A 26,225-nucleotide genomic window follows, 5' to 3' on the forward strand; every position below is an offset into this window, starting at 1 on the left:
ACTCTCAGGGGCTTTTTCTATGCCCATTTTTAATGGAGGTGCTTTATGATTAAATGTATATCATGTAAATTTGTTAAGGAAGATAAAGCTGCATCGGAAGGACAGTGGAAGGCTTATGAGTGTAGTAATCCTAAAAGTGAATACCATAAAGCTTTGTTAAATGTAACACCAGATGGAGGAATGCTTAGTAAAATATCTTGGCCAGGATGCCCTCATGGAGAAAGAAAGGTGATTTAAAAATGCCAAGAAAACCAAAGTACCCATGCAGGTATCCAGGATGTCCAGAACTAACAGAAGGAAGATACTGCAAGGCACATCAAAAAGAAATGGATAGAGAATACAATAGCAATAGACCATATAAGAAACTATACAACAGCAGTAGATGGCAAGGGCTAAGAAGATATGTCTTAAACAAACAACCTCTCTGTGTAGAGTGTTTGAAGGCTGGAGTAGTTACACCAGCAACAGTTGTAGACCATATAGAACCTCATAAAGGTAATGTAGACTTGTTTTGGGATGAGAATAACCTACAATCTTTGTGTAAGTCCTGCCATGATAGAAAGACTGCAAAGGAAGATGGTAGATGGAAAAGAAAAGTTTATACCTATGGCCCCTAGGGGGGTGAAATCTCTAAAACCTTATAGCCCAGGAACGGGGCGGCCCCCTCGTGCAAGAATTCGCAAAATTCCATAGGGGGGTATAGAAATTATAGTACCTATATATTTAGGGTGCTTTTTTTATGTTTAAAATTGGGGGTAGAAATATTGAAAACAACAGAAGAATTAAAATTAATTAATATAGATGAGTTGATACCTTATGCTAACAATGCTAGGACTCATAGCAAAGACCAAATTAATAAATTGAGAAGTAGCCTTAGAGAATTTGGTTTTATAAATCCCATACTTATAGATAAGGACTATAACATAATAGCTGGCCATGGTAGAGTAATGGCAGCAAGGGAAGAAGGAATAAAAGAAGTACCTTGTGTGTTAGTGGAACATTTAACAGAGGCCCAGAAGAAAGCATACATTTTAGCTGATAATAGACTGGCCATGGATGCAGGGTGGGATGATGAGATGTTAGTTTTGGAATTAGAAAACTTAAAAGAAATGGACTTTGATATGGACCTCACAGGTTTTGAAGCTGCAGAGATAGATGAACTTTTTAGTAATGTACATGATAAAGATGTGGAGGATGATGATTTTGATGTAGATGCAGCTTTAGAGGAAGATACTATTTCAAAACAAGGTGATATTTGGCTTCTTGGAAGACATCGATTAATTTGTGGAGATAGTACCAAAGCAGAAACTTATGAGAAGTTGATGGATGGAAAGAAAGCTAATTTATGTGTTACCGACCCACCATATAATGTAAATTACACTGCTGGAAGTGAAAATGAGAGAACAATTAAGAATGATAATATGGAGGATAAAAAATTCTATGAGTTCCTTCTAACGGCATTTAAAAATGTGCTTGATGCTTTAGATGATGGTGCTGCAGCATATGTATTTCATGCAGACACAGAAGGGCTAAACTTTAGAAAGGCTTTCAAGGATGCAGGATTTCATCTTGCTAATGTTTGCATTTGGGCCAAGCAATCACTGGTATTAGGCCGCTCTGATTACCAATGGCAACACGAGCCTATTCTCTATGGTTGGAAACCTACGGGAAAGCATAGATGGTATTCAGATAGAAAACAAACAACTATCTGGAATTTTGATAGGCCCACAAAATCAGAACTTCATCCAACTATGAAGCCAGTACCTTTAGTAGCCTACCCAATTCAAAATAGCAGTATGAGTAACTGTATTGTATTAGAGCCTTTTGCAGGTAGCGGTTCTACTTTAATTGCATGTGAGCAGACGGGAAGGATTTGTTATGCTGTGGAGCTAGATGAAAAATATGCAGATGTTATTGTGAAAAGATACATTGAGTATGTCGGCTCTGATGAGGAAGTTTTTCTAATAAGAGATGGAGAAAAAGTTAAATATAAGGATATGATATAACCCTTGCAATTTCCTGTATTTAGAGTGATATATGTAAGTAACTTAAATACAGGAGGGATTTTTATGGATAGAAAGGATATTGTAAAAGCAATAAGTGAGCATTTTGGAGTAGAGTCAAAATATTTAGGAGCACCCAGCTTTGCTTATGAGATAAAAACTCCACAAGAAACTTATATTATTAACAGGGAGGGAAAGATTATGACATCTGCTGGAGAAGAGGTAGATCTAGAAAACTTGCTAACTGGTCCTGAAGCAGAAGATGAAATTACTAGCTACGAATTAGGAATACCTATGGAAGGGCATACTGGCAGAACCTTAAGAAATTTAGTGAACATGATTTATAGTAAACAGCCTTTAATTAAAAAGGCATTAGGGTTAGAAGAAAATATAGTAGAGGATGATTTTGTAACCAAAATAAATGAACTATGTATTGATAGCTTAGAAAGTTTCAAAGAAGCATTAGAAGACATTGATGAAGGAAGCCACTTTGGAATTGATTTTGATTTTCAGGAAGAAACTATTACATTTAAATATTTAGAAAATGAAGCAGCCATTAAGCTCTTTGCTTTAATTAATAAAAATGCAAAGGTCCAAAAATATGCTTCAACTAAAGTGAAACCTACTGACAATGAAAAATACACATTTAGAACTTGGCTACTTCGTCTCGGGATGATTGGTGATGAATATAAAGAAACTAGGAAAGAACTTCTTAAAAACCTTTCAGGAAATGGAGCTTTTAGAAAACCTGAAAAGGAGGACTCTAGTCATGAAGCCTAAATGTAAACTGATAGGAGAGGATGGCAATATTTTTAATTTAATGGTAATTGCATCAAGAACTCTTAGAGAAGCTGATATGCATAAAGAAGCTGGTGAAATGATAGATAGAATAACCAAATCAAAAAGCTACGATGAGGCTTTGGCAATAATCATGGAATATGTGGAAGTAGAATAAAAAAACTGTATTTCTTTGATAAATGTCTTGCTAATTACCTCTTTTAGAGTGATATATATGTATAACAAAAACACACTGAAAGGGGATAAAACCATGGCAGATAAGGAATTTTTAAAAACAAACTTTGGCATTGAGATAGAACTTACAGGAATCACAAGAGAAAGGGCAGCAAAAATTGTGGCGGAGCATTTACAGGGAAATATTAAAAAACAATATGATTACTACGATAGCTACAAGATAACCGCACCAGATGGAAGGGCATGGAAAGTAATGTTTGACGGAAGCATTTACACCCAAAAGAAAGTAAACGGGCAAAAGGTAGCAGCAGGAAGAGAATACAGCGTAGAGCTAGTAAGCCCAATTCTTAACTACGAAGAAGACATTAAAACCTTGCAGGAGATAATAAGAAAACTTAGAAAGGAAGGGGCCTTTTCCGAAAGGCAAAATTGCACAGGCATTCACATTCACCTAGATGGCACCGACCATACACCAAGAAGCATTAGAAACTTTATAAACATCATCTACGCTAGAAACGACCTACTTTACGATAGCCTACAAATTGAAAGAGAAAGGATGCGTTACTGCAAGAAGATGGATGCAGACCTAGTAGAAAGAATGAATAAGAAAAAGCCTACAACCTTCAAAGAAATCGAGGACATTTGGTACCAAGGCTACGGCTCCAGTAGGGATAGACATTACCATGAAAGTAGGTACCATTTCCTAAACCTTCACAGCTTCTTCAACGGAGTAGGAACCGTAGAACTTAGAGGATTTAATGGAAACCTTCATGCAGGAAAGATTAGAAGCTACATTGTTTTGGCCCTAGCCATGAACTACCAAGCCTTAACCCAAAAGAGTGCCAGCACCAAGAAGCCACAAATTGAAAATCCAAAGTTTGCAATGAGAACTTGGCTAAATCGAATGGGGCTTATTGGGGAAGAATTCAAAAACTGCAGAGAGCACTTAACAAAGCACCTAGATGGAAGTGCAGCATGGAGATTTCAAAGAGCCGCATAGTTAGACTAAAAAGCGGCAGGCCTAAAAACCACTGGGGGGGAAACCCCTCTTAAGCTGGTAGAAGGACCCCCTCACCTAAAGTAAAGGGCACACAGGCGAGGTGTGGGGGAAATATTGGGCCTTCTGGAAAGGATGAATTAAGAATGAAAAGATTATATGTTGCTTATGGTTCAAATCTTAATTTAAAACAAATGAGCTATCGATGTCCTACTGCCAAGGTTTATGGAAAGGGAATAATTCATGGGTACAGGCTACTTTTTAAAGGCGCACCTGAAAATGCTTATCTGACAATTGAATCATACCAAGATGGGAAAGTGCCAGTGCTTATTTGGGAAGTTCAGCCTGAAGATGAAAAGGCACTAGATAGGTATGAAGGTTACCCTAGCTTTTATTACAAAGAAAACATTCAGGTAGAACTTGAAACGGGAGAAATTGTAACTGCCATGGTTTACATTATGACCAATAAAATGAAAGATAGGATTCACTTAAATATGCCAAGTAAAAGATATTTGAATATAGTGAAACTTGGCTATGAAAGTGCAGGTTTTAACAAGGGCCTACTAGTAGAAGCTATAGAAACTAGCATAAAGTAGTCAAATTGAGGCCCACACTTGCCCTGTAAGGCCTTTTTAAAGAGGCCTTGGGGCAGCTACCCTAGTGATTTTATCAACTGGAAGGAGTGTTTTAAGTGGATAAATTTTTTACCCAAAAGTACTGCGATAGATGTGGTAAGGACTTGAAGAATGGAAGGATTATGTCTATGTTTAATGAAGACTGCATTTGCATGGAATGTAAAGATAAAGAAACTAAGGATAAAGATTATGAAAAAGCAAGGGATAAAGAAATAGAAGAAGTAAAGAAAGGAAATTTAAACTATAAGGGAATTGGAAGGAAAAAATAGGATAATTAGAATAAGGGCCAAAGAGGCTCTTTTTCTTTACTATAAATTGGAGGTGGAAAGCAATGGCGACACGAGGAAGAAAGCCAAAACCAACAGCCATAAAGGTCTTGGAAGGCAATCCTGGAAAAAGACCTTTAAATGAAAATGAACCAAAACCTGAAAGACAAGCTCCCGAATGTCCGTCATGGCTGGAGCCTGAAGCTAAGGCCGAATGGGAGCGAATGGCTAAAACTATGGAGGCCATTGGAATACTCACTGAGGTGGATATGGCAGCTTTTGCTGGATACTGTCAAGCCTATGCTAGATGGAAAGAGGCGGAGGAATTTCTATCAAAGCATGGTACTATATTTAAAACCCCATCAGGATATATTCAACAGGTGCCGCAAGTATCAATTGCCCAGACATACCTTAAGGTTATGAAGGATTTCTGTTCTGAATTTGGACTTACTCCTGCTGCTCGTACAAGAATTCAGGTAAATACAGAAGATACTGATACTGATGATCCAATGGAAAACTTACTGAGGGTTAAATAATGTTTGATGAAAAGAAAGCTAAACGAGCAGTGAAATTTATTAATAACCTTAAACATACCAAAGGTGTATGGCATGGAGTACCTTTTGACCTTTTGCCTTGGCAAGATAAAATCATACAGGACGTATTTGGTACTGTAAAAGTCGATGGCTATAGGAAATATAACACAGCTTATGTTGAAATTCCAAAGAAAAATGGAAAGAGTGAACTTGCTGCAGCCATAGCTTTATATCTAACTTGTGGTGATGGAGAATGGGGTGCTGAAGTTTATGGATGTGCAGCTGATAGGCAACAGGCATCTATTGTATTTGATGTAGCAGTAGACATGGTGGACCAAAGTCCTGCTTTAAAGAAAAGAATAAAGCCAATTCTATCTCAAAAGAGATTAGTTTATATGCCTACAGCTAGTTTCTATCAGGTATTATCTGCAGAAGCATTTACAAAGCATGGGCTTAATGTTCATGGAGTAATCTTTGATGAATTACATGCCCAGCCTAACAGACAACTTTATGATGTAATGACCAAAGGAAGTGGAGATGCTAGAAAGCAGCCACTTTTCTTTTTAATTACAACTGCTGGTACTGATAGAAATTCTATTTGCTGGGAAGTTCATCAAAAGGCTGATGATATATTAAGAGGTAAAAAACATGATCCTACCTTTTACCCAGTTATTTATGGGATTGAAGATAGTGATGATTGGACAGATGAGGCGAACTGGTATAAAGCTAATCCATCCTTGGACCATACCATTGATATTGAAAAAGTAAGAGCAGCTTATATAAGTGCTAAAGAAAATCCAGCGGAAGAGAATATTTTTAGGCAACTTCGGCTTAATCAATGGGTGAAGCAATCAGTAAGATGGATGCCCATGGATATTTGGGAAAAGTGTTCATTTGAAGTTGACCCTGAAAAGCTAAAAGGTAGAGAGTGTTATGGTGGTCTTGACCTTTCAAGTTCCATTGATATAACAGCTTTTGTTTTAGTTTTTCCACCCATACCTGATGATGATAAATATTATGTTCTTCCACACTTTTGGATACCAGAGGAGAACTTGGATTTAAGAGTTCGAAGGGATCATGTTCCTTATGATATTTGGGAACAACAAGGATATCTTCAAACAACTGAAGGAAATGTTATCCACTATGGCTTTATAGAAAGATTTATTGAGGAACTGGGAATGAACTACAATATAAGGGAGATTGCCTTTGATAGGTGGGGAGCTGTACAAATGGTACAAAACCTAGAAGGATTAGGATTTACAGTAGTTCCCTTTGGACAGGGATTTAAGGATATGAGTCCACCTACAAAAGAACTAATGAAGTTAACACTAGAAAAGAAAATAGCCCATGGAGGACACCCAGCCTTAACTTGGATGATGGATAACATTTATGTAAGAACTGACCCAGCTGGAAATATAAAACCTGATAAAGAAAAAAGTACCGAGAAAATAGACGGTGCTGTGGCCCTTATAATGGCTTTGGATAGAGCAATTAGGAATGAAGGGAATAATGGTGGAAGTGTATATGATGATAGAGGAATATTAGTATTTTAAGTTTCTTCATATTGAACGATACATTTATTTAATGTATAATTATTTGAGAAACTGTTAAAAAGAGGGGGGTGGGGAGAATGTATTCAAGACATTTTAATGCAACTAAATCCTTAATCAACATTGTAGATCGTACCCAAAATGGTAATAAAATAGAAGAAAAGAGAAGTGGTTTGTATCTAGAATGGATAAGCAGACAATCGAAATTGTTCGACATAGAAAAATCACAACTTGTAATTCCAGACAAGATTTTTCCAAAGAAAATAACGAGTTTTGCTTTTGGCAAAAATAATTCAACCATACAAGCTAAAATAAATAAGTACTACAACAAATCAACTGACGGTAAAAAATATCTTAGAAACACTACAACTATAGATGCCAATGACGCAGAAGATTTATTGCATAATTTGGTCTTTTTAAGGGGAAATGTTGTTTGGATTGAATTTGGGTTTAACATAGGTTGTGAATTTGGTGGAAAGCATCCAGCTATTATATTAAAAGATCTTGGGGAAGCATTAATAGTAGCTCCACTTACTTCAGGAACGCTGGAAAATCCGAAATCAACAGAAGTGGTAATTGATGTGGTTTTTAATTTACCACCGAGAGATAGATATACTAATATTACTAGAATTACTCCAATAAGTATATATCGTGTAGACATGGATTCGCCTATGGGCAGTATTAGATCTAAAAAGATGAAAGAAATATTTAATGCAATGAAGAAAGACTGGAATTTTTAAAAATGTATTATTTCCTATTGACAGGTAATAATAACAATGATATCATTTTATATACAAAGATGATATCTAAAAAAGAGCGTTTTGCTCGTAATATCTAAAAAAGAAAGCCACCTTTTAGGTGGTTTTCGTTATTCGAAAAGTCATGTTAAATTGTAATCTTTCTATATGAGTTTGAATATAGTATATTAAAGCATCAATGATATCTAAAAAAGAGCAATTGCTCGTACTATCTAAAAAAGAAAGCCGAAATATAGCGGCTTTCGTTACATAAAGCTAAGCTACTTCAGTAATGAAGTGGCTTTTTTCATGCCCATTTCTAGGAGGTGATAAAATTTGCAAATACCAATATTATCAAAGTTTTTTAAATCCAGAGCAGATCCACAAAACAGTATGTGGCAGAGTGCATATAACTTCTTCTTTGGCACCACTTATAGTGGAAAGGTAGTTAATGAAAGAACAGCTATGCAAACTACTGCAGTTTATGCTTGTGTTAGGATTCTAGCTGAAACCACAGCTTCATTACCGTTACACATATACAAAAGAACTGATAAGGGAAAAGAAAAGGCACTAGACCATCCGTTATATTATCTACTTCATGATGAACCAAATCCAGAGATGACTTCATTTGTGTTTAGAGAAACACTTATGGGTCATCTTTTACTTTGGGGAAATGCATATTCCCAGATTATTAGAGATGGCAGAGGGAGAGTTTTGGCACTATATCCTTTAATGCCTGATAGAATGATGGTCTATAGAAGTGATAGTGGAGAGATTTACTACACATATAGCAAAGATGGCGAGGAGTATATTTTGAAAAACTGGGAAGTTCTTCATATTCAGGGTCTAGGTTTTGATGGATTAGTTGGATATTCTCCAATAGCAATGGCCAAGAATGCAATAGGAATGGCTATAGCAACAGAGGAATATGGAGCTACATTCTTTAATAATGGAGCCAGCCCAGGAGGTGTATTAGAGCATCCTGGAATTTTAAAAGATCCTGAAAAGGTAAGAAAGAGTTGGAACAGTGTATATGGAGGAAGTGGAAATGCCCACAAGGTTGCAGTTTTAGAGGAAGGTATGAGTTTTAAGCCTATAGGAATACCACCAGAACAGGCCCAGTTCTTGCAGACTAGGAAGTTTCAACTAAATGAAATTGCTAGGATTTTTAGAATTCCTCCTCATATGATTGGTGATTTGGATAAATCCAGTTTTTCTAACATAGAGCAGCAGAGTTTGGAGTTTGTAAAATATACACTTACTCCATGGCTATCACGTTGGGAAATGTGCATGATGAAAGCTTTATTATCTCCATCGGAAAAGAAAGAATACCTAATAAAGTTTAATGTAGAAGGACTACTTCGAGGTGACTATAAAACTCGTATGGAAGGCTACAGCATAGGTATTCAAAATGGGTTTTTATCCCCCAATGATGTAAGAGAGCTAGAAGATATGAACACCATAGAGCATGGTGATGTTTATGCAGTTAATGGAAATATGCTAAAACTTGAGGATATAGGAGCTTATGCAAAGAATGAACTAAATAGTGAAAAGAAGGGAGGAGAAAAGTAGATGAAGTTTTGGAATTGGATTAATAATGAAGATGGAAGAACTCTTTATCTTGATGGATATATTGCTCAGGAAAGCTGGTTTGATGATGAAGTATCTCCTAGAGAGTTTAAAGCAGAACTTGAAAAATCAGGTGGAGATATTACTGTATTTATTAATTCACCAGGAGGTGATGTGTTTGCAGCAAGTCAAATCTATACCATGCTAAAAGAATATGTTGACAAGGTCACTGTTAAAATTGATGGAATTGCAGCTAGTGCAGCTTCAGTAATTGCCATGGCTGGAGATGAAGTACTAATGTCTCCTACATCAATGCTTATGATTCACAATCCAATAACCTTGGTCTGGGGAGAAGAAGTGGATATGAGAAAAGGAATTGAAATGCTTTCAGAAGTAAAGGAAAGTATCATCAATGCCTATGAAGTAAAGACAAAGCTTTCACGAAATGAAATATCAAAGATGATGGATAGGGAAACTTGGATGAGTGCAAAAAAGGCCCATGAGTTAGGTTTCTGTGACAAAGTTTTATATACAGAAAATGAAACTGTTCCTGAAGATGTTCTAAATGGTTTTATGTTTGACAGAGTTACTGTAACAAATAATTTTATTGGGAAGCTACCAAAAGTTAATAAGCCAAAAGATTCTAAAGATACCAAAACACCATATAGCCAGTTAGTTAAAAGGCTAGAATTATTGAAATAGGAGGAATGTGAAATGGATAAAATTTTAGAATTAAGAGAGAAAAGAGCGAAGCTTTGGGATAAGACCAAGGCTTTTTTAGATGAAAAAAGAAATGAAGAAGGTTTCCTTTCAGCAGAAGATACAGCTACCTATGAAAAGATGGAAGCTGATGTAGTAAGTCTTGGAAAGGAAATCGAAAGACTTGAAAGACAAGCAGCCATTGATTTAGAACTTTCAAAGGCAACAAGTAATGCTATTACTAACACACCAAATAATAATAAAGGGATAGAGAAAACAGGTAGGGCTTCAGATGAATATACTAAGGCCTTCTGGAATGTTATGAGGAATAAGGTTAACTTTGATGTTCAGAATTCCCTTAAGGTTGGCTCTGATCCAGAAGGAGGATATTTAGCACCTGATGAATTTGAGAAAACCTTAATTGAAGCTTTGGAAGAAGAAAATGTTATGAGAAGTCTTGCTAAAATAATTACTACATCTTCAGGAGATAGAAAGATTCCAATTGTAGCTTCAAAGGGAACTGCTTCTTGGGTAGATGAAGAAGGACCAATTCCAGAATCTGATGATAGCTTTGGAATTATCTCAATTGGGGCATATAAACTGGCTACAATGATTAAAGTTAGTGAGGAATTATTGAATGACAGTGTATTTAAATTAGATTCATATATCTCAAAGGAATTTGCTAGACGAATTGGTGCAAGGGAAGAAGAAGCATTTGTAATAGGAGATGGAAATGGAAAACCAACAGGTGTATTTGGAAGTGGAGAAGTAGGGCTTACAACAACTACTACAGCTATAAAGTTTGATGATATAATGGACCTTTTCTATTCCCTTAAGTCTCCATATAGGAAAAAGGCTACTTTTTTAATGAATGATGCAACAGTAAAAGAGATTAGAAAATTAAAGGATGGAAATGGTCAGTATTTATGGCAACCATCAGTACAAATGGGTGAGCCTGATACTATTTTAAATAGACCCGTAAAGACTTCAGCTTATGTTCCAATAATAGAAGCAGGTAAAAAGCCTATAGCCTTTGGAGACTTTTCATATTATTGGATTGCAGATAGACAGGGGAGGTCTTTCCAAAGATTAAATGAACTTTATGCAGCAACAGGTCAAGTTGGATTTAAGGCTACCCAAAGAGTAGACGGAAAACTTACTCTTCCTGAAGCTATTAAAGTATTACAGATGAAAGCCTAGGTGATAGATATGAGTAATGTAAAAAATTATAAAGAGCAAGGTGGAGAAAGATGGGTTGTTAATGGAGTACTCGAGGTAACGGAAGAAGGGGTACTCCTTTTAAATGGTAAACCCTTAATTAGAGCTGAAATTCAAGAGGAGAGTACAGCTACTACTATTGCAGATTTAAAGGCTGACTTTAACTCCTTACTTCAAAAGCTAAAGTACGCAGGACTAATGGAAATGAAATAATGGTGAGGTGATGGGTGTATGGTAATAAGTCTAGATGAAGCAAAGTTGTATTTAAGAATAGATAGTGATGAAGAAGATACACTCATCACTAATTTTATTCTTACAGCAGAGGAGATTTGTGAGGATATTTTAAGATTTCCTATATCTAAGTTTGAAGAAGTACCTCCTGTAGTAAGGCAGGCAATACTATATTGTGTTGCTAATCTATATGAAAAAAGAGAAGGTACTTATTATTACCTAAAAAATGAAAGTGGTGGTATTTCAGAAACTATTAATGTTATGAAATTAATGTTAGGTAATTTGAGAGAAGAAAGTTGGTGATTTTATGGAGATTGGGGAATTAAGGCATAAAATTACTTTTCAAAAATTAACTACCGCCACCAATGAAAACGGTTTTGAAGTAGAAGCTTGGGAGAACTATAAAACAGTATGGGCAGCAATTACTAATCTTCATGGAAGAGAATATTTTGAAGCTGCAGCTGTGCAAAAAGAGAATACTGTTAAATTTACTATTCGATATTTTAAGGGCCTCGATACTTCCATGAGGATTTTGTTCAGAGGTACAGAGTACAATATAATCTCCATTGATAATATTAAATATAAAAATAAGTACATTGAGATAAAGGCATTGGAGGTAGAAAAGAGTGGCCAATGAAGTAAAGATGGAACTTGAAGGAATTGAAAATCTAATAGATGAAGTTGAAAAACTAGGAAAACAAGGGAGTAAGATTGAAAACAAGGCATTAAAGGGAGCAGGAGAAGTTATTAAGGATTCAATAGTAAGAGAAGTTCCTGTGAGAACTGGGAAGTTAAAGAAAAGCATATCAGTATCAGGAATTAAAAGAGAAGGTGGAGAGCCCTATGTTCAAGTAGGTCCTGGAAAAGATGGATGGTATGGAAAGTTTGTAGAATTTGGAACAGTAAAAATGAAAGCTAAACCCTTTATGGAACCGGGGTATGAAAATTCAAAAGATGCTGCTTTAGATACCATTCAAGAAGAACTAAAAAGGGGACTTGGTTTATGATTAATAAAATAGTAATGGATGCTTTGAAAAATATAGGGGTACCCGTTTCTTTTCAAACTTACGGTGGAAAGAAAGACCCTTATATAACCTTTTTTACTTATCTTGATAAAGGAGAACAATTTGCTGATGATGGAGAGGTTATTACTGGATATTATGTTCAAATAGATATCTGGTCAAAAAAAGATTATACTCAAGTTTCAAAAGAAGTACATGAAAGGATGCTAGCGGCTAACTTTATAAAGAAAGGATTTTATGATTTATATGAAGATGATTTAAAGATTTATCACAAAGTAATGAGATTTTTTAAGGAGGTATAGAAATGGCACAGATAGGATTGAATGATTTACATTTTGCAGTGCTTACAAAAGACACAATAGAAGAACTTACCTATGAGGCTGTTGAGAAAATGGTAGGTGCTATAAATGCTAGTATAAGTCCTACAGTAAATACTCAAGAATTATATGCGGATGATCAGCTTTGGGAATCTATTTCAGCATTAGGTAAAATTGATGTGGAAGTAGAAACCGCAGATTTACCTCTTACTACTAGGGCAAAGGTATTAGGAAATAAGATAGTTGAAGGTGTTTTAGTTGAAAGTAAAGAAGATACTCCTCCACATATAGCATTAGGATTTAAGAGCTTAAAGTCCAATGGAAAGTACCGATATATTTGGCTATTAAAAGGAGTGGCCCAGCCAATAGCAGAGGACTTTTCTACTAAAAAAGATAATGTAGACCATAAAACACCTAAGATTAAGTTTACCTTTATGCCAAGAATGCATGATGGAGAGTGGAAGAGAACAGCTGATGAAGATGGTGAGAATTTCCTAGGAGCTAAAACTTGGTTTGATAAAGTTCCAGGAGATACTAGAGTTCAGGAAGGAGTTTAATCTATGGATATAACATTAAGAATAAATAATAAGGATAAGACTTATGTTTCAGGATTTATATCTGCCAGAATGGTTAGAAGAACTATTGAAGTATCAAGGAAAGTAAACTTTGAAAGTTTATCCCCAGAAGAACTGGATACATTAGTAGATTATGTAGTTGAGTTGTTTGGTAATCAATTTACAAGGGATGAACTATATGATGGATTAGAATCCAAAGAATTAATACCAACTATAACAAGATGTATAAATGAAGTAGTAGGACAAGTGGCGGATGAAACTAAAGGTGATGAAAAAAAACAGTAGAGGGGAATTCCATGGATCCCCAGGATTTTATTGATAGCCTATATCTAGGGTTACTTGAAAGTGGATGGACTTTAAATGAAATTGATTCTATGGATATTTTGTATTACCTTAAATTATTAAATAAAAAGCTTGGAGAAGAAAAAGTGTATATTGATGATGTTTTATAACACCTAAACTTTAGGTGGTTTTTTTATAATTTTTTTAAGAAGGGTGGTGAGAATTTGGCAAGGGAGATAGGGCAGTTAAATGTAAAAGTAGGTCTTGATTCAACTGGATTTCAAAATGGTGTATCTCAATTAAATAGAGAATTAAGAGTAGTACAATCTGAATTTAAAGCAGCTTCAGCTTCTATGGGGGACCATGGAAAAAGCCTTGATGGCCTTAAATTAAAATCTGAAAGCTTTTCAAAGCAGACAGAAATTCAAAAAGAAAAGATTAAGGCCTTAGAAGAAGCTCATAAAAAGTCTATAGATACCAAGGGGCAAGATGCAAAAGCTACTCAGGAGTTAGAGATAAAACTAAATAAGGCTAAAGAACAACTGGCCTTAATGGAGCAGGATTTACAGAAAGTAAATAAAGAAATAGAAGTTCAAAGTTCAAACTGGTACAAATTAGGACAGAGCCTAGAACCTGTGGGAAAGAAAATGCAAGATATAGGAGGGAAGTTTCAGAATGTAGGTAAGGACCTAACTAAAAAAGTAACTGTCCCTCTTGCTGGAATAGGAACTGCTGCTATAAAGATAGGCATGGATTTCGAAGAGTCAATGAGTAAAGTAAAGGCTTTCTCTGGTGCAAGTGAAGAAGATATGGTACAACTTGAAAAAGCAGCAAGGGATGCAGGAGCATCTACTTCAAAATCTGCAAAAGAAGCAGCAGATGCTCTAGGTTTCATGGCCCTTGCTGGCTGGGACTCAAAGACTTCAATGGAAGCACTAATGCCAGTTCTTCGTTTAAGTGAAGCAGGAAATATTGATTTAGCAAGAGCTAGTAGTTTAGTTACTGATTCTATGAGTGCATTAGGTCTTACAACTCAGGAATTACCGAAGTATTTAGATATTGTGGCCCAGACAGCAAGAAGTTCTAATACAGACATTGACCAGATGGCAGAAGGCTTTCTTGGAGTAGGTGGAACTTTGAGAGGATTAGATGTACCCCTTGAAGAAAGTGCACTAGCTTTAGGATTTCTTGCCAATGCAGGTGTTAAAGGCAGTGAAGCAGGAACGGCCCTAAATGCAGTTTTATTAAATCTTACAGCACCTACAGGAAGGGCAAAACAAGCATTAGATGAACTTGGATTTAGTGCATTTGATAGCCAGGGAAATTTTAAAGGCTTAGAAAATGTACTATTTGAATTAAAGGATAAACTTAAAGGAATGACAGAAGAGCAAAGAAATACTTATCTTGCCATGATTGGTGGGAAGGAACACGTAAAAGATTTAAATGCACTGTTAAATGGTATGGATGATAGCTATGATACTTTAACTAAAGATATTTCAGAGTTTGATGGTGCACTTGATGATATGGCAAATACTATGCGAGATAACAATAAAGGTTCTATTATTGAGTTGAAATCAGCCATGGAAGAATTGGGTCTTAAAATTTATGATGTATTAAAACCTTCCATAGCAGATATCATTGATTCTATTCAAGGTTTTATAGATAAACTAAACTCCCTAAGTCCAGCCCAGCAAGAGGCAATAGTAAAATTAGGACTCTTTGCAGCAGCTATTGGACCTGTCCTATTAGGAACTGGTTCAATGATTAAAAAAGTAGGAGAGACAATAGAAGTTTTTTCAAATGTAAGTAAAGTAATAGCAAATGCAGGTGGAGTTATTGGAGCTTTAACAAGTCCCATAGGAATAGCCATAGCCGCAATAGTTGCCATAGTTGCAGTTGGAGTAACTCTTTATAAAAACTGGGATGATATAAAGGCAAAGGCAGGAGAACTTAAAGAAGCTATAAGTGAAAAATGGAATAATATAAAAGAAAGTACATCTCAAACTTGGGATAATGTGAAAACTACAATATCTACTAGGTGGAATGATATAAAATCAAATACCAATGAAACCATAGGAAATATAAAGACATCTGTAAGTTCTTCTTGGGAAAATATAAAGAGCAAAACTAATGATACTTGGGAAAACATGAAAAGTAATACTGCTTCAGCCTGGCAAGCCATGAGAGGAAAAATAGATGAGCATGGTGGTGGAATTAAAGGCATCATTGGTACTTATACAGAAATATATAAAACAGTTTGGGGTTCAGCATTAAAGACCATGGACGATTTAACAGGTGGTAAGTTTTCAGCCATGGTAGAGAAAGTTAAGGGTGCATTTAATAAGGTTAAAGATAGTATTCAAAGTGGAATTTCAAAAATAAAAGAATGGAATCAGCAGAGAGTAGAAAACAAGGAAGCAACTTTCACCCAAAGAGTAAAACAAGTATTTGAAACTGTAGGCGAGAAAATAAAGGGCATTGGTAGAAATGCAGAAGGAACTGAATATTGGAGAGGTGGACTTACTTGGGTAGGTGAAAGAGGACCAGAATTAGTAAATCTACCACGAGGTTCAAAGGTATTTAGCAATGAGAAATCAATGGAAATGATAAAAGGCAAAGGGCAAACAAATACCAATAACTCAAACCTAACAATCCACATAGATAATTTTAACAATAATACAGATAAGGATATAGAACAACTTGCTTATGAATTAGAGTTCTACAGACAAAGAGTTGCTATGGGAAGGGGTGGTATTTAGTGATTAGCTTTAACTTTGCAGGAAAGGATAGTTATAAAGACTATGGAATAATAATATCTAAAAGACCCAATCTTCCCTCCCCTAAAAGAAGAGTATCATATATAGACATTCCAGGAAGAGATTCAAGTTTAGTTTATGATGAGGAAACTTATGAGAATACAACCATAGGAGTAGAGTGTAAAATCAAAGATGGTAATTTGATAGATAAAATAGATGATATTAAAGCATGGCTATTTTCAGCGGGAGAGAGTGACTTAATATTTAGCTTCCAAGATGATAAAAAGTATAGAGCGCAAGTGGTTAATAGTATTGATTTTTCTCAGGTAGTTAAGATTTTTTCTGAATTTATAATAATATTTAATTGTAGGCCCTTTAAATATGCAACTTATAATAATGTATTTACAATTGTAGAGTCAGGCTCATCTATAATAAATGTAGGAAGTATAAAAAGTGAGCCTATAATATCGGTATATGGTGAAGGAAATATTGAATTAACAGTAAATGAAACTAAGGTTAATTTAACTAATATAAAAGATAAGATTATACTTAATTCAGTAATTCAAGATTCTTATAATGATTTAGGAGAGAATTTAAATAATAAAGTAAAAGGTGAATTTATATATCTAAGTCCTGGCTCTAATAGGGTTGAATGGACTGGCAATGTAAGTAAAATTAAAATCCTCCCAAACTGGAGGTGGCTATAATGATTACTATTTATGATAAGAAAACAGGGAAAGGAAACTTTGAAAATAACGGACTTTGTGTTTTAGATGAATGCATAATGGCCGAAATTACTCATGAGCTAAATGGAGAATACAGTTTGGAAATTGAGTATCCAGTAGTATCTCATAAGGCTCAATACTTGGAGGAATTAAATATTATTAAAGCTGATGGCCAGCTTTTTAGAATATATAAGGTTGAAAGAATTCAAGATAAGATAAGTAAAATTAAAGTGTGGGCAAGACATATTTTTTATGATCTTGCCTATTATTTTATAGAATCTGTAAGGATATTAAATGCAAATACTAAAGAGGCCTTAGAAGGAACAATTCCACCTGAACTTCAAGCTGTATATGACTTTACAGCACCCGAAGGAAACATAGCACCATTTATTGCAAAGGAAATTAATGCAGCAGATGCAATGTATAGGCTAATTGAAGTTTATGGTGGAGAGATTTATAGGGATAATTATAGGGCACATATTAAAGATAAGGTAGGCACTGATAAAGGAATATTAATTAAATACGGTAAAAACATTAGAGGAATGAAAGTCATAGAAGATACCAGTGAAATGGCTACAAAAATATATCCAGTTGGTGCAAATGGACTATTACTTTCTGAAAGATATATTGAAGTTTTAGGAGATAAGGCTGATATTTTACCTTTTCCTATAGTTAAGAAAGTTGAATTCAAAGAATGTAAGGATGTTGACACACTAAGAGTTAAAGCAAAGGAATATGCTGAAAAAGTATCTCTTCCTAAGATATTTATTACTATTGATTTTTTAGAATTAAGTAAGATAGAAGAATATAAGGATTTTAAATGCCTTACAGAAGTAGATGTTGGAGATATTGTAAAGGTAAAAAACGAAAGACTAGGATTTACTACAGAACTTAGAGTAATAAAAAAGAAAGTAGATTTAATAAATCCTATAAACACTAAAATAGAATTAGGAGACCCACTAAATACTATAATAGAAAAAATAGATACATCTAGACTATTAGATGAAATTAATAGTGCCATAACTGGAACCTTAAGCAGCATGATAATTAAGAAAAATACTGAAGTTATAAATGTTACTACAACTAAATTTGCTGCAATGGTGTTTGGAATTACTGCAAAAGCAGATACAAATTTAAACTGTAATATTACCATGACAGGTAAGGCAAGTGAGGATTGCTCCATAAAGATATTATTTTCTCTTGATGGAGTATATTATGATTTTAAGCCAATTCAAAAGTTAGCTAAGGGTGACAATGTTATAGGACTTCCCCTTCCTATGCCACAGGTTACTGCAGGAGATCATACCTTTATGGTGGAGTTAGAAGTAACTAATGGAAGTTTTGTTATTGAAAAAGGAAATCTTCAAGTAACTATTGAAGGTAGAGACTTAGAAGGTGGACTTAGTGCAAGTATTCCTAGAGCAGAAGTAATTTATAGTTTTCTTTATAATTTGTTTTATATAAAGTTTTCTAAATATAAGTATAATGAAAACTATTTATTTAAAAGTTTAGTGCCAGATAAAAAAGATTTTATAATAAGCTACACTGAAGATGATTTTAGTCAAATCTTTAATAGCTATACAAGAACTATGGACTTAAATATTAATATAGAAGTAGTAGGAATAATTGAAGAGTTTTCACCAAATAACAGTAGTAAATATTTGTATGATAATGAGTGGATAGCATGGAGTGCTGATTTTGATAAAAACAAAGACGGAACTTATGATTATTATAATAAAGTCAGCATATCAGAGCCTGAACTAATAGAAGAAGGAACATTTGACTCAAGATTAGAAAAAGGAGTTTTATATACGGCTACATTACCTAATAGAAACTTATACAATAACTTACTATCTATCATCTGGGAATTGGAGGAGATATGATATGGGAGTAAGACCTATAATGGCAAACCCAAAAGGAAGTTCTGGAATGACTCTTTATGGAACAAGGAATGATGATTCTACAGTAACTTTACCTGACATGGGATTTGACTTTATGTACAATGGAGATTTAATTAGAACAATTTATTCAAGTGGTAACTCGTGGATAGGTATTGGTTCATCTTCAGAGCATATTAAAATTAATAGAAGGTATACAAGTTATAATAATTTGTACTATTCAAGAGAAGAGGAAAATGGATATAGATTATTTAGGGTAAGGTTTGAAGGAAATAGTACCTATAATGGCTGGGGAAATAATAATTTAGTTTGGGAAGTTTCTTTTTATGAAACAGGTGTTATTCAAATAGTTATAGAAAAGACTCCGAATACTGGCACAGATAGCTTTGTAAATCCTGGAATAGGAACTCAAAGCATAACATTAGAAACTGGCAAATCCTATGTCTTAATCTCTGATAGTAAAGATGGGAAGAACTATAAGGTAACAGAAGGATCGTATTTTCCCGATAAAGAAAGATTTTTAATAATTGATGATGAAGGAATAAAGAACTTTCAAGAAGTGGAAGGTGTTCCTAAATGGGTTAAGGTTTCTGATATGCCTTTAACTGAAGAAATATTATTAAACTATGGGAATGATTTTTTACCCTCATCCTTGGATGGTATAGTAGGAGATTCACCAAAGGTTTATTATTATACAGATAATCCTAATGCAGTAGAAAGACAAGAAGAAATTAAATTTAAAATAGGATTAATAGCAACAAGTCTTCCTAAAGTAATAGAGCAAAAGGAAGATTTTTTTATTCCTAGTGAGAAGTTGATATCAAATATAATAGCTGAAGTATCTACAGATATAATAAATAATAATGGAAATATAACTAAGACCAATGGAGAAGTAAGGATAGCTTTTAGTGTGGACAGTGGAGAGGCTTATCTTACCTTTGATATAAATGCAAATGATTATAGGGAAATAGATATCACGAATTCTGTGGAGTTTTTAAATGAGGGAATAAATCCAGAAAACCTAAATGTAATAAATTATGAAAGATTAAATGAGTTAATTGAACTAAATAGAAAAATTAGATTTGCCTATATATTAGAAAAACCGACTCTTTCAGATGTATGTAAGATTAAGAAACTAAAAATTTTCTATAGTTGAGGTGTTTATATGGTAGATGAAAATTTAAGGGAATGTATTTCATATAATAAAGATTCTATAAATGGGAGTATTATGACTAGTAAAAAATATAAAGAAAATCAAGGTATCAAAGGGAAGGTGCTTCTAGAACTTTTTGATGCTAAAACTAAGAAAAAAGTAAAAGAAGCGTATACTGAGAATTTAATTCCAGACCTATATTTCAAAGATACATTCTTAGAACTTTTTGTACAAGGAATTATGGGTGCTGGAAATACAAGAAGATGTGAAAATTATACATGGTTTAATTATCTTTATTTAACCGACAGTGACAAACCTGAGAATATAAATGAACAAAGAGTTATAGGAAATATTATAGGTTTTGCAGGGAGAAATGAACCATATTCAGGGAATGATCCAATAAGGGGAACTGTCAATAGGTCTGAGACTAAATTTGAGTTAACAGATAATAAGATAAAGATTAACTTTGTATTTGACTTCCCAACTCATGCTGCAAATGGAAGAATAGAAAGCATTTATTGGGCAGATAGTGACCCTGAAAATAAGGATTATTTTTATAGAGGTGCTGCATTGTATGGGAGAGAATATGAGGATAATAGTTACTATATTAATAGTGAAATCAATCCAAGAAGATACTATGCAATTAATAGGTTGTTTTCCTATGCAAAAACTATAAAATTCATAAGTCCTACGAAGGGATGGCTTTTAGCAGATGGGAAGAATACAAGTATAACTCAATCAAGTTATTTACAGTTTCCAGAAAGTCTTAAAGGGCATTGGCTAATGATACCTTTTGATATTAATACTAATGACATAATTATATGGGATCAAGTAATAAGATTATTAAACTATGAGGGAAATGCTCTTGTATCAGATAGTAGTAATGCTATAAAAAAATATGATGGGCTATATCAAGCTTGCCCATATATACAACCAGATGGTGAAATGGTTTTTATAGGATTTTATAATTATTCGTATTCAGGAGATAATTATTTAAGAATTTATAAATGGAGTAAAGTAGGAGTACAACTAAGTTTTGTAGACATAAACATGAGCCAAGATTTTAAGGATAAAGATTATAATGTATTGTTTAATTATAAGCAAATAAATACTGATGGAGTATTTCTTGATGGCTGTATTGATATTATAGGCTATACTACTAGACTGGATAGTCAATTCAATGAAAATGTTTATACTAGTAGATGGATAAGAGTGGATAGTCAGGGAAATAAAGTTCAAGATATGAATATTAAACCCAAAATAGGGAACTCAACTTGGTTTGAAACAAGAGGTATGGATAGTGGGAATATTGAAAGAAGATGTTATGTTTACGATTTTTATAGAAGTGCAAATCGAATATATTTATACTATACAAACACTCAGGGTGGAACTAGCTTTTTTCAGGTAATAAATAAACAAGGGAATTTATTAGAACCATATAGAAAATATTTTTCTATAAATAGTAGTTATTATTCTTTCCATAATATACTTGGTACAGATAGATGGATAAGCAGGTATTATGGATCAGGTACTACCTATTTATTGATACAAGCACTTCTTACCAGCAAGCCTATAGGAGCACATACAAAACTTGCACAGCCTGTTGAGAAAACAGAAGCAAATACAATGAAAATACAGTATATGTTTGAAATAGACTTAGTTAATTATGGGGAAGATTATTATTAAAATAAATAGAAGGAATTTTATTGAATACTGGCACTTTTATAGGTGCCTATTTTTTATGCCAAAAAGGAGGAGAAATTAATGAAAAATGTAATTGATACCCTTCAGTTAATATTCACAGCCATAGGAGGATTTATAGGATGGTACTTAGGAGGTGTTGATGGATTGGTTTATGCACTTGTAGCCTTTGTAGTAATTGATTATATTACAGGTCTTATGTTAGCAGTAATTGAAAGAAAAGTATCAAGCAAAATAGGGTTTAAAGGAATATTTAAAAAGATTCTCATATTTATATTTGTAGGAATTGGTAATATTGTAGACTTGCACATTATTAAAAATGGTAGTGCCATTAGAACTGCAGTAATATTTTTCTATTTATCCAATGAAGGACTAAGTATCATTGAAAATGCCACAAAGATAGGCCTTCCAGTACCAGAGAAGTTAAAGGCTGTATTTACAGAACTTAAGAAAGAAGATGAAAAGAATGATTAGGATTTGCTGTGATTATGGCCATGGTGGAAGTGATCCAGGTGCTATATATAATGGAAGGAAAGAATCACAAGATGTATTAAAAATAGGAAAAGCTGTAGCAGCTGAACTAAGAAGACATGGAGTAATAGTTGATGAAACTAGAACTAAAGATACTGCCATGAGTCTAAAAGAAAGAAGTAACTTTGAGAATAAAAAGAAATATGACTACTTCATATCATTTCATAGAAATGCTTCTAAACCTGAAAAAGCCGAAGGGGTAGAAACATTCACTTATATTAATCAAACTGAAAAGGCTAAGAGTTTAGCAGAGAAGATGCAAAGAGCATTGGTAGATGCTGGTTTTAAAGATAGAGGTGTAAAGGCAGCTAACTTCCATGTATTAAGGAAAACAAAAGCACCAGCAGTACTCATTGAAATAGGATTTATTGATAACTCTAAAGACAACAAGTTATTCGATAGTAGTTTTAAGAAAATCGTAATGGCCCTATCAAAGGCTATACTAGATGAAGTTGGAATTGAATATAAAGAACCTAATATGTCATCCGCTAGTCAAACTCTATATAGAGTAATGGTAGGTTCATATTCAAAAAAAGAAAATGCAGAAAGGCAAGTAGAAAAACTTAAAGCCTTGGGATTCGATGCTGTTATAATGCCTTATAAATTTTAATTGTAGGAGTGGTTTAAATAGCCACTTCTTTTTTTATGGGGGGATTGTATGACTGAAGAACAAAAAACACAAATAATAAACTTAAGAGATGAAGGCTATAGCTATGGTGAAATAGCTAGTGACCTTAATATTTCAGTTAATACTATAAAGTCTTTTTGTAGGAGAAATGATAAAGCAAAAGAAGATAAAGAAAATCTTGAAGAGGATCAATATGATAATTGTAAATATTGTGGCAGGAAATTAGAGAAAAATCATCGAGGGAAACCTAAGAAATTCTGTTCTGAGAAATGCAGAAGAGCATGGTGGAAAGAAAATAAAGATAAGCATGAAAAGAAAGCTTTTTATACATTAACCTGCCAAGGATGTGGTATTGAGTTTCAAAGCTATGGAAACAAGGACCGTAAGTTTTGTACCCATGCCTGTTATATAAATCATCGTTTTAAAGGGGGAGATACAATTGACAAAGGAACAATTTGAAAGAGAGAAAAATTATCAAGTGTCTCTTTTAGTGGCAAAGAATATGCTAGAGGAGAATCTTATAGATCATAAGGAATATCAAAAAATTAACAAAGCCTTAGTAAAGAAATATAACCCCATAATAGGTGGGTTGTATGCTTAATTAACTTGCTATGTATCAAAATTAGAGTTAACATCGTGCTGAAAGGAGGTGGGGAAATGGCTAGAAACATTAGAAGAATCAAGGCTTCAAACATTAAACGGCTTGAAAGGAAAAAAGTTGCAGCCTATGTTAGAGTCTCTTCTGGTAAAGATGCCATGCTTCATTCATTATCAGCACAAATTAGTTATTATAATGACTATATTCAGAAAAGGCTTGAATGGGAATTTGTCGGTATCTATGCAGATGAAGGAATGACAGGAACTAAGGATAATAGAAAAGAGTTTCAAAGAATGCTTCAAGATGCAAGAGACAGAAAAATTGATTTAATAATTACAAAATCAATTTCTAGATTTGCTAGGAATACAGTGACTATGCTAGAAGTTGTTAGAGAATTAAAGGATATAAATGTAGATGTATACTTTGAGAAAGAAAATATTCATTCTATAAGCGGGGATGGGGAGCTAATGCTAACTATCCTCGCTTCTTTTGCCCAGGAAGAAAGCCGTTCTGTTAGTGAAAATTGCAAGTGGAGAATTAGGAAAGGTTTCTTAGAGGGGGAAATTGTAAACCTAAGGTTTATATATGGCTATGACATTGATGATGGAGAAATTACTATAAATGAAGAAGAAGCTGAAATAGTAAGGATGATATTTGATGACTACTTAAATGGCATGGGAACAACTAGTATTGCAAAAAAACTTAGTCAGATGAAAGTGAAAAGACCTAGAGGAGGTAAGTGGAATTCAGAAAGAGTTGCTGAAATCCTTAGAAATGAAAAATATATAGGAAATGCATTACTTCAGAAGAAATATGTAGAAGACCATTTGACAAAGACTCTAGTTAGAAATAAAGGAGATCTTCCACAGTACTATGTTGAAAACTCACATCCTGCGATAATTGAAAAAGATATCTTTGAAAAAGTACAATATATAATGGAAGAAAGACGAAATAAGTTTGCAGGGAAAAAAGTATCTTATCCTTTTACCAGCAAATTAATTTGTGAAAACTGTGGAAAGAAATATAGAAGAAAGCTAAGCCATGGTAGAGTGTATTGGGTTTGCAGTACCTATACAAGACATGGAAAAGATTACTGCAACTCAAGGCAAATACCAGAGGAGATTTTACTTGAGATTACAAGTAAAGTATTAGAAGTAGAGAATTTTGATGAAACCCTATTCAATGAAAAAATTGAACATATAGAGATTTGTGATTTTAACATACTGAAATTTGTATTTAGAGATGGGGAAATTATTCAGAGGACATGGGAGCATAAACCACGAAGTAAAAGCTGGGATGAAGAAGCTCGTCAAGGGGCAAGAGAAAGGGCATTAAAACAATGGGAGGAGAGAAATCATGGAGGTAGCAAGAACGGTAACGGTAATACCTGCCAAGAATAATAGCTATGAATGTTTCAAAGAAAATAGGCCCATCAAGAAAAAAGTAGCTGCTTATGCAAGAGTCTCAACCAATTTTGATGAACAAGTTTCTAGCTTTGAAGCACAGAGGGACTACTATACAAACCATATTAAATCAAAACCAGAATGGCAGTTTGTAGGAGTATATACAGATGAAGGAATATCAGCTACTAGCACAAAGAATAGAGAAGGTTTTAATCAAATGATTGAGGACGCACTGGATGGGAAGATTGACCTTATAATAACTAAATCGGTATCTAGATTTGCTAGGAATACGGTAGATACTTTAACTACTGTAAGGAAATTAAAAGAAAATGGAGTTGAAGTATACTTCGAGAAAGAAAATATTTATACAATGGATAGTAAAGGTGAACTTTTAATAACCATAATGAGTTCTCTAGCTCAAGAGGAAAGCCGCTCAATTTCTGAAAATGTGACATGGGGACATAGGAAAAGATTTTCAGATGGAAAAGTAAGCCTTCCATATGGCCAATTCCTTGGATATGAAAAAGGTGAAGATGGACTTCCAAAAATAGTAGAAAAGGAAGCAGAAATTGTTAGAAAGATTTATAGATTGTTTCTTAAAGGAAAGACTCCTTCAGGTATAGCTAAAGAACTTACAGAAGAAAACATACCAACTCCTGGAGGGAAGAAAGTGTGGTGTAGTTCAACTGTACAAAGCATCTTACAAAATGAAAAATATAAAGGGGATGCACTATTACAAAAGTCTTATACAGTTGATTTTCTAACAAAGAAGAAAAAGATTAATGAGGGAGAAGTTCCACAATATTATGTAGAGAACAGCCATCCAGCTATTATTGAACCAGAAACCTTTGACCTAGTGCAACTTGAGATGAAAAAGCGAAAGGAAGCTAAAGGTTACAAGACAGGGGGAAGCTGCTTTTCAGGGAAAATAGTATGTGGAGAATGTGGAAGCTTTTATGGAAGTAAAGTTTGGCACTCAAACAGTAAATACAGAAGAACCATATGGCAATGCAACCACAAGTTTAAGAATGAAAAGAAATGCAAGACTCCACACATCTATGAGAACCAGATTAAGGAGGCATTTATCAAAGCTTTTAATAGCTTAATAGAAAATAAAGAAGAAATTATAACGGGCTATGAAGTTATATTGGAAGAACTTCTAGACACAACAAAGCTTGAAAAGAAGGCAGCTGTTATTCAAAATGAGATGGAAATAGTAGAAGAAT

Annotated in this window: 33 protein-coding genes; all 33 read left to right on the plus strand. The window is 34.1% G+C overall.

Annotation, left to right across the window (positions count from 1 at the left end; genetic code table 11):
- The first annotated feature begins 45 nt into the window (after positions 1-45).
- Complete coding sequence (locus tag BUA21_RS12765) at positions 46-237, plus strand: hypothetical protein (RefSeq protein ID WP_200796557.1); 192 nt, start codon at positions 46-48, stop codon at positions 235-237.
- A gap of 2 nt (positions 238-239) precedes the next feature.
- On the plus strand, positions 240-617 hold the full coding sequence (locus BUA21_RS12770) for an HNH endonuclease (RefSeq protein WP_072745225.1): 378 nt from the start codon (positions 240-242) through the stop codon (positions 615-617).
- Positions 618-764: 147 nt separating this feature from the next.
- Positions 765-2,006 (plus strand): site-specific DNA-methyltransferase, encoded by a 1,242-nt coding sequence (locus BUA21_RS12775; RefSeq protein ID WP_072745254.1) that lies wholly within the window; start codon positions 765-767, stop codon positions 2,004-2,006.
- 63 nt (positions 2,007-2,069) lie between these two features.
- Entirely contained in the window at positions 2,070-2,783 is a 714-nt protein-coding gene (locus BUA21_RS12780; protein ID WP_072745226.1) for a virulence-related protein, read from the plus strand.
- The gene (locus tag BUA21_RS12785) at positions 2,773-2,958 is read left to right on the plus strand and encodes a hypothetical protein (RefSeq protein ID WP_200796558.1); all 186 of its coding nucleotides are present in this window, start codon (positions 2,773-2,775) and stop codon (positions 2,956-2,958) included. Before BUA21_RS12780 ends, BUA21_RS12785 begins: the two co-directional genes overlap by 11 nt.
- Before the next feature lie 93 nt (positions 2,959-3,051).
- On the plus strand, positions 3,052-3,975 hold the full coding sequence (locus BUA21_RS12790) for an amidoligase family protein (RefSeq protein WP_072745228.1): 924 nt from the start codon (positions 3,052-3,054) through the stop codon (positions 3,973-3,975).
- A 143-nt stretch (positions 3,976-4,118) separates the two neighbouring features.
- The gene (locus BUA21_RS12795) at positions 4,119-4,568 is read left to right on the plus strand and encodes a gamma-glutamylcyclotransferase family protein (RefSeq protein WP_072745229.1); all 450 of its coding nucleotides are present in this window, start codon (positions 4,119-4,121) and stop codon (positions 4,566-4,568) included.
- A 95-nt stretch (positions 4,569-4,663) separates the two neighbouring features.
- Positions 4,664-4,876, plus strand: a complete 213-nt coding sequence (locus BUA21_RS12800; protein ID WP_072745230.1) for a gamma-glutamylcyclotransferase — start codon at positions 4,664-4,666, stop codon at positions 4,874-4,876.
- Positions 4,877-4,938: 62 nt separating this feature from the next.
- Positions 4,939-5,409 (plus strand): phage terminase small subunit P27 family, encoded by a 471-nt coding sequence (locus tag BUA21_RS12805; protein ID WP_072745231.1) that lies wholly within the window; start codon positions 4,939-4,941, stop codon positions 5,407-5,409.
- Positions 5,409-6,959: a terminase large subunit gene (locus BUA21_RS12810; protein ID WP_072745232.1), complete on the plus strand. Its 1,551-nt coding sequence runs from the start codon at positions 5,409-5,411 to the stop codon at positions 6,957-6,959. Before BUA21_RS12805 ends, BUA21_RS12810 begins: the two co-directional genes overlap by 1 nt.
- Before the next feature lie 77 nt (positions 6,960-7,036).
- Entirely contained in the window at positions 7,037-7,696 is a 660-nt protein-coding gene (locus BUA21_RS12815; RefSeq protein ID WP_072745233.1) for a type II toxin-antitoxin system PemK/MazF family toxin, read from the plus strand.
- A 333-nt stretch (positions 7,697-8,029) separates the two neighbouring features.
- Positions 8,030-9,265, plus strand: a complete 1,236-nt coding sequence (locus BUA21_RS12820) for a phage portal protein (RefSeq protein ID WP_234973720.1) — start codon at positions 8,030-8,032, stop codon at positions 9,263-9,265.
- Positions 9,266-9,964, plus strand: coding sequence for a head maturation protease, ClpP-related (locus BUA21_RS12825; RefSeq protein WP_072745234.1), 699 nt, complete (start codon positions 9,266-9,268; stop codon positions 9,962-9,964).
- 12 nt (positions 9,965-9,976) lie between these two features.
- A complete protein-coding gene (locus BUA21_RS12830) occupies positions 9,977-11,161 on the plus strand; it encodes a phage major capsid protein (protein WP_072745235.1) in 1,185 nt (394 codons plus the stop codon).
- 9 nt (positions 11,162-11,170) lie between these two features.
- Entirely contained in the window at positions 11,171-11,392 is a 222-nt protein-coding gene (locus BUA21_RS12835; RefSeq protein ID WP_072745236.1) for a Head fiber protein, read from the plus strand.
- Positions 11,393-11,410: 18 nt separating this feature from the next.
- The gene (locus BUA21_RS12840) at positions 11,411-11,713 is read left to right on the plus strand and encodes a head-tail connector protein (RefSeq protein WP_072745237.1); all 303 of its coding nucleotides are present in this window, start codon (positions 11,411-11,413) and stop codon (positions 11,711-11,713) included.
- A gap of 4 nt (positions 11,714-11,717) precedes the next feature.
- Positions 11,718-12,047 (plus strand): phage head closure protein, encoded by a 330-nt coding sequence (locus tag BUA21_RS12845; RefSeq protein ID WP_072745238.1) that lies wholly within the window; start codon positions 11,718-11,720, stop codon positions 12,045-12,047.
- Positions 12,037-12,417, plus strand: a complete 381-nt coding sequence (locus tag BUA21_RS12850; RefSeq protein WP_200796559.1) for an HK97-gp10 family putative phage morphogenesis protein — start codon at positions 12,037-12,039, stop codon at positions 12,415-12,417. The genes BUA21_RS12845 and BUA21_RS12850 overlap by 11 nt, the downstream gene beginning before the upstream one ends.
- Positions 12,414-12,734 (plus strand): hypothetical protein, encoded by a 321-nt coding sequence (locus tag BUA21_RS12855; RefSeq protein WP_072745239.1) that lies wholly within the window; start codon positions 12,414-12,416, stop codon positions 12,732-12,734. Before BUA21_RS12850 ends, BUA21_RS12855 begins: the two co-directional genes overlap by 4 nt.
- 2 nt (positions 12,735-12,736) lie before the next feature.
- Complete coding sequence (locus tag BUA21_RS12860; RefSeq protein ID WP_072745240.1) at positions 12,737-13,306, plus strand: major tail protein; 570 nt, start codon at positions 12,737-12,739, stop codon at positions 13,304-13,306.
- A gap of 3 nt (positions 13,307-13,309) precedes the next feature.
- On the plus strand, positions 13,310-13,609 hold the full coding sequence (gene gpG, locus BUA21_RS12865) for a phage tail assembly chaperone G (RefSeq protein ID WP_072745241.1): 300 nt from the start codon (positions 13,310-13,312) through the stop codon (positions 13,607-13,609).
- An 11-nt stretch (positions 13,610-13,620) separates the two neighbouring features.
- The gene (locus tag BUA21_RS14975; RefSeq protein ID WP_200796560.1) at positions 13,621-13,776 is read left to right on the plus strand and encodes a hypothetical protein; all 156 of its coding nucleotides are present in this window, start codon (positions 13,621-13,623) and stop codon (positions 13,774-13,776) included.
- Positions 13,777-13,830: 54 nt separating this feature from the next.
- Positions 13,831-16,365, plus strand: a complete 2,535-nt coding sequence (locus BUA21_RS12870) for a phage tail tape measure protein (protein ID WP_072745242.1) — start codon at positions 13,831-13,833, stop codon at positions 16,363-16,365.
- Positions 16,365-17,069 (plus strand): distal tail protein Dit, encoded by a 705-nt coding sequence (locus tag BUA21_RS12875; protein WP_072745243.1) that lies wholly within the window; start codon positions 16,365-16,367, stop codon positions 17,067-17,069. The genes BUA21_RS12870 and BUA21_RS12875 overlap by 1 nt, the downstream gene beginning before the upstream one ends.
- Positions 17,069-18,970: a phage tail spike protein gene (locus BUA21_RS12880; protein ID WP_072745244.1), complete on the plus strand. Its 1,902-nt coding sequence runs from the start codon at positions 17,069-17,071 to the stop codon at positions 18,968-18,970. The genes BUA21_RS12875 and BUA21_RS12880 overlap by 1 nt, the downstream gene beginning before the upstream one ends.
- Position 18,971: 1 nt before the next feature.
- A complete protein-coding gene (locus BUA21_RS12885) occupies positions 18,972-20,141 on the plus strand; it encodes a hypothetical protein (RefSeq protein ID WP_072745245.1) in 1,170 nt (389 codons plus the stop codon).
- 9 nt (positions 20,142-20,150) lie between these two features.
- A complete protein-coding gene (locus BUA21_RS12890) occupies positions 20,151-21,824 on the plus strand; it encodes a hypothetical protein (RefSeq protein ID WP_072745246.1) in 1,674 nt (557 codons plus the stop codon).
- A 78-nt stretch (positions 21,825-21,902) separates the two neighbouring features.
- The gene (locus tag BUA21_RS12895; protein ID WP_072745247.1) at positions 21,903-22,313 is read left to right on the plus strand and encodes a phage holin family protein; all 411 of its coding nucleotides are present in this window, start codon (positions 21,903-21,905) and stop codon (positions 22,311-22,313) included.
- Positions 22,297-22,980 (plus strand): N-acetylmuramoyl-L-alanine amidase, encoded by a 684-nt coding sequence (locus tag BUA21_RS12900; RefSeq protein ID WP_200796564.1) that lies wholly within the window; start codon positions 22,297-22,299, stop codon positions 22,978-22,980. The genes BUA21_RS12895 and BUA21_RS12900 overlap by 17 nt, the downstream gene beginning before the upstream one ends.
- 48 nt (positions 22,981-23,028) lie before the next feature.
- The gene (locus BUA21_RS12905) at positions 23,029-23,457 is read left to right on the plus strand and encodes an RNA polymerase sigma factor (RefSeq protein WP_072745249.1); all 429 of its coding nucleotides are present in this window, start codon (positions 23,029-23,031) and stop codon (positions 23,455-23,457) included.
- The gene (locus BUA21_RS14980; RefSeq protein ID WP_200796561.1) at positions 23,438-23,599 is read left to right on the plus strand and encodes an SHOCT domain-containing protein; all 162 of its coding nucleotides are present in this window, start codon (positions 23,438-23,440) and stop codon (positions 23,597-23,599) included. The genes BUA21_RS12905 and BUA21_RS14980 overlap by 20 nt, the downstream gene beginning before the upstream one ends.
- Positions 23,600-23,655: 56 nt before the next feature.
- Positions 23,656-24,996 (plus strand): recombinase family protein, encoded by a 1,341-nt coding sequence (locus BUA21_RS12910; protein ID WP_072745250.1) that lies wholly within the window; start codon positions 23,656-23,658, stop codon positions 24,994-24,996.
- Positions 24,953-26,225 (plus strand): recombinase family protein (locus BUA21_RS12915; RefSeq protein ID WP_072745251.1); only part of this gene is annotated, 1,273 nt, incomplete at its 3' end. The genes BUA21_RS12910 and BUA21_RS12915, both read left to right, overlap by 44 nt.

The sequence above is a fragment of the Sporanaerobacter acetigenes DSM 13106 genome (assembly GCF_900130025.1).
GTDB classification, from domain to species: domain Bacteria; phylum Bacillota; class Clostridia; order Tissierellales; family Sporanaerobacteraceae; genus Sporanaerobacter; species Sporanaerobacter acetigenes.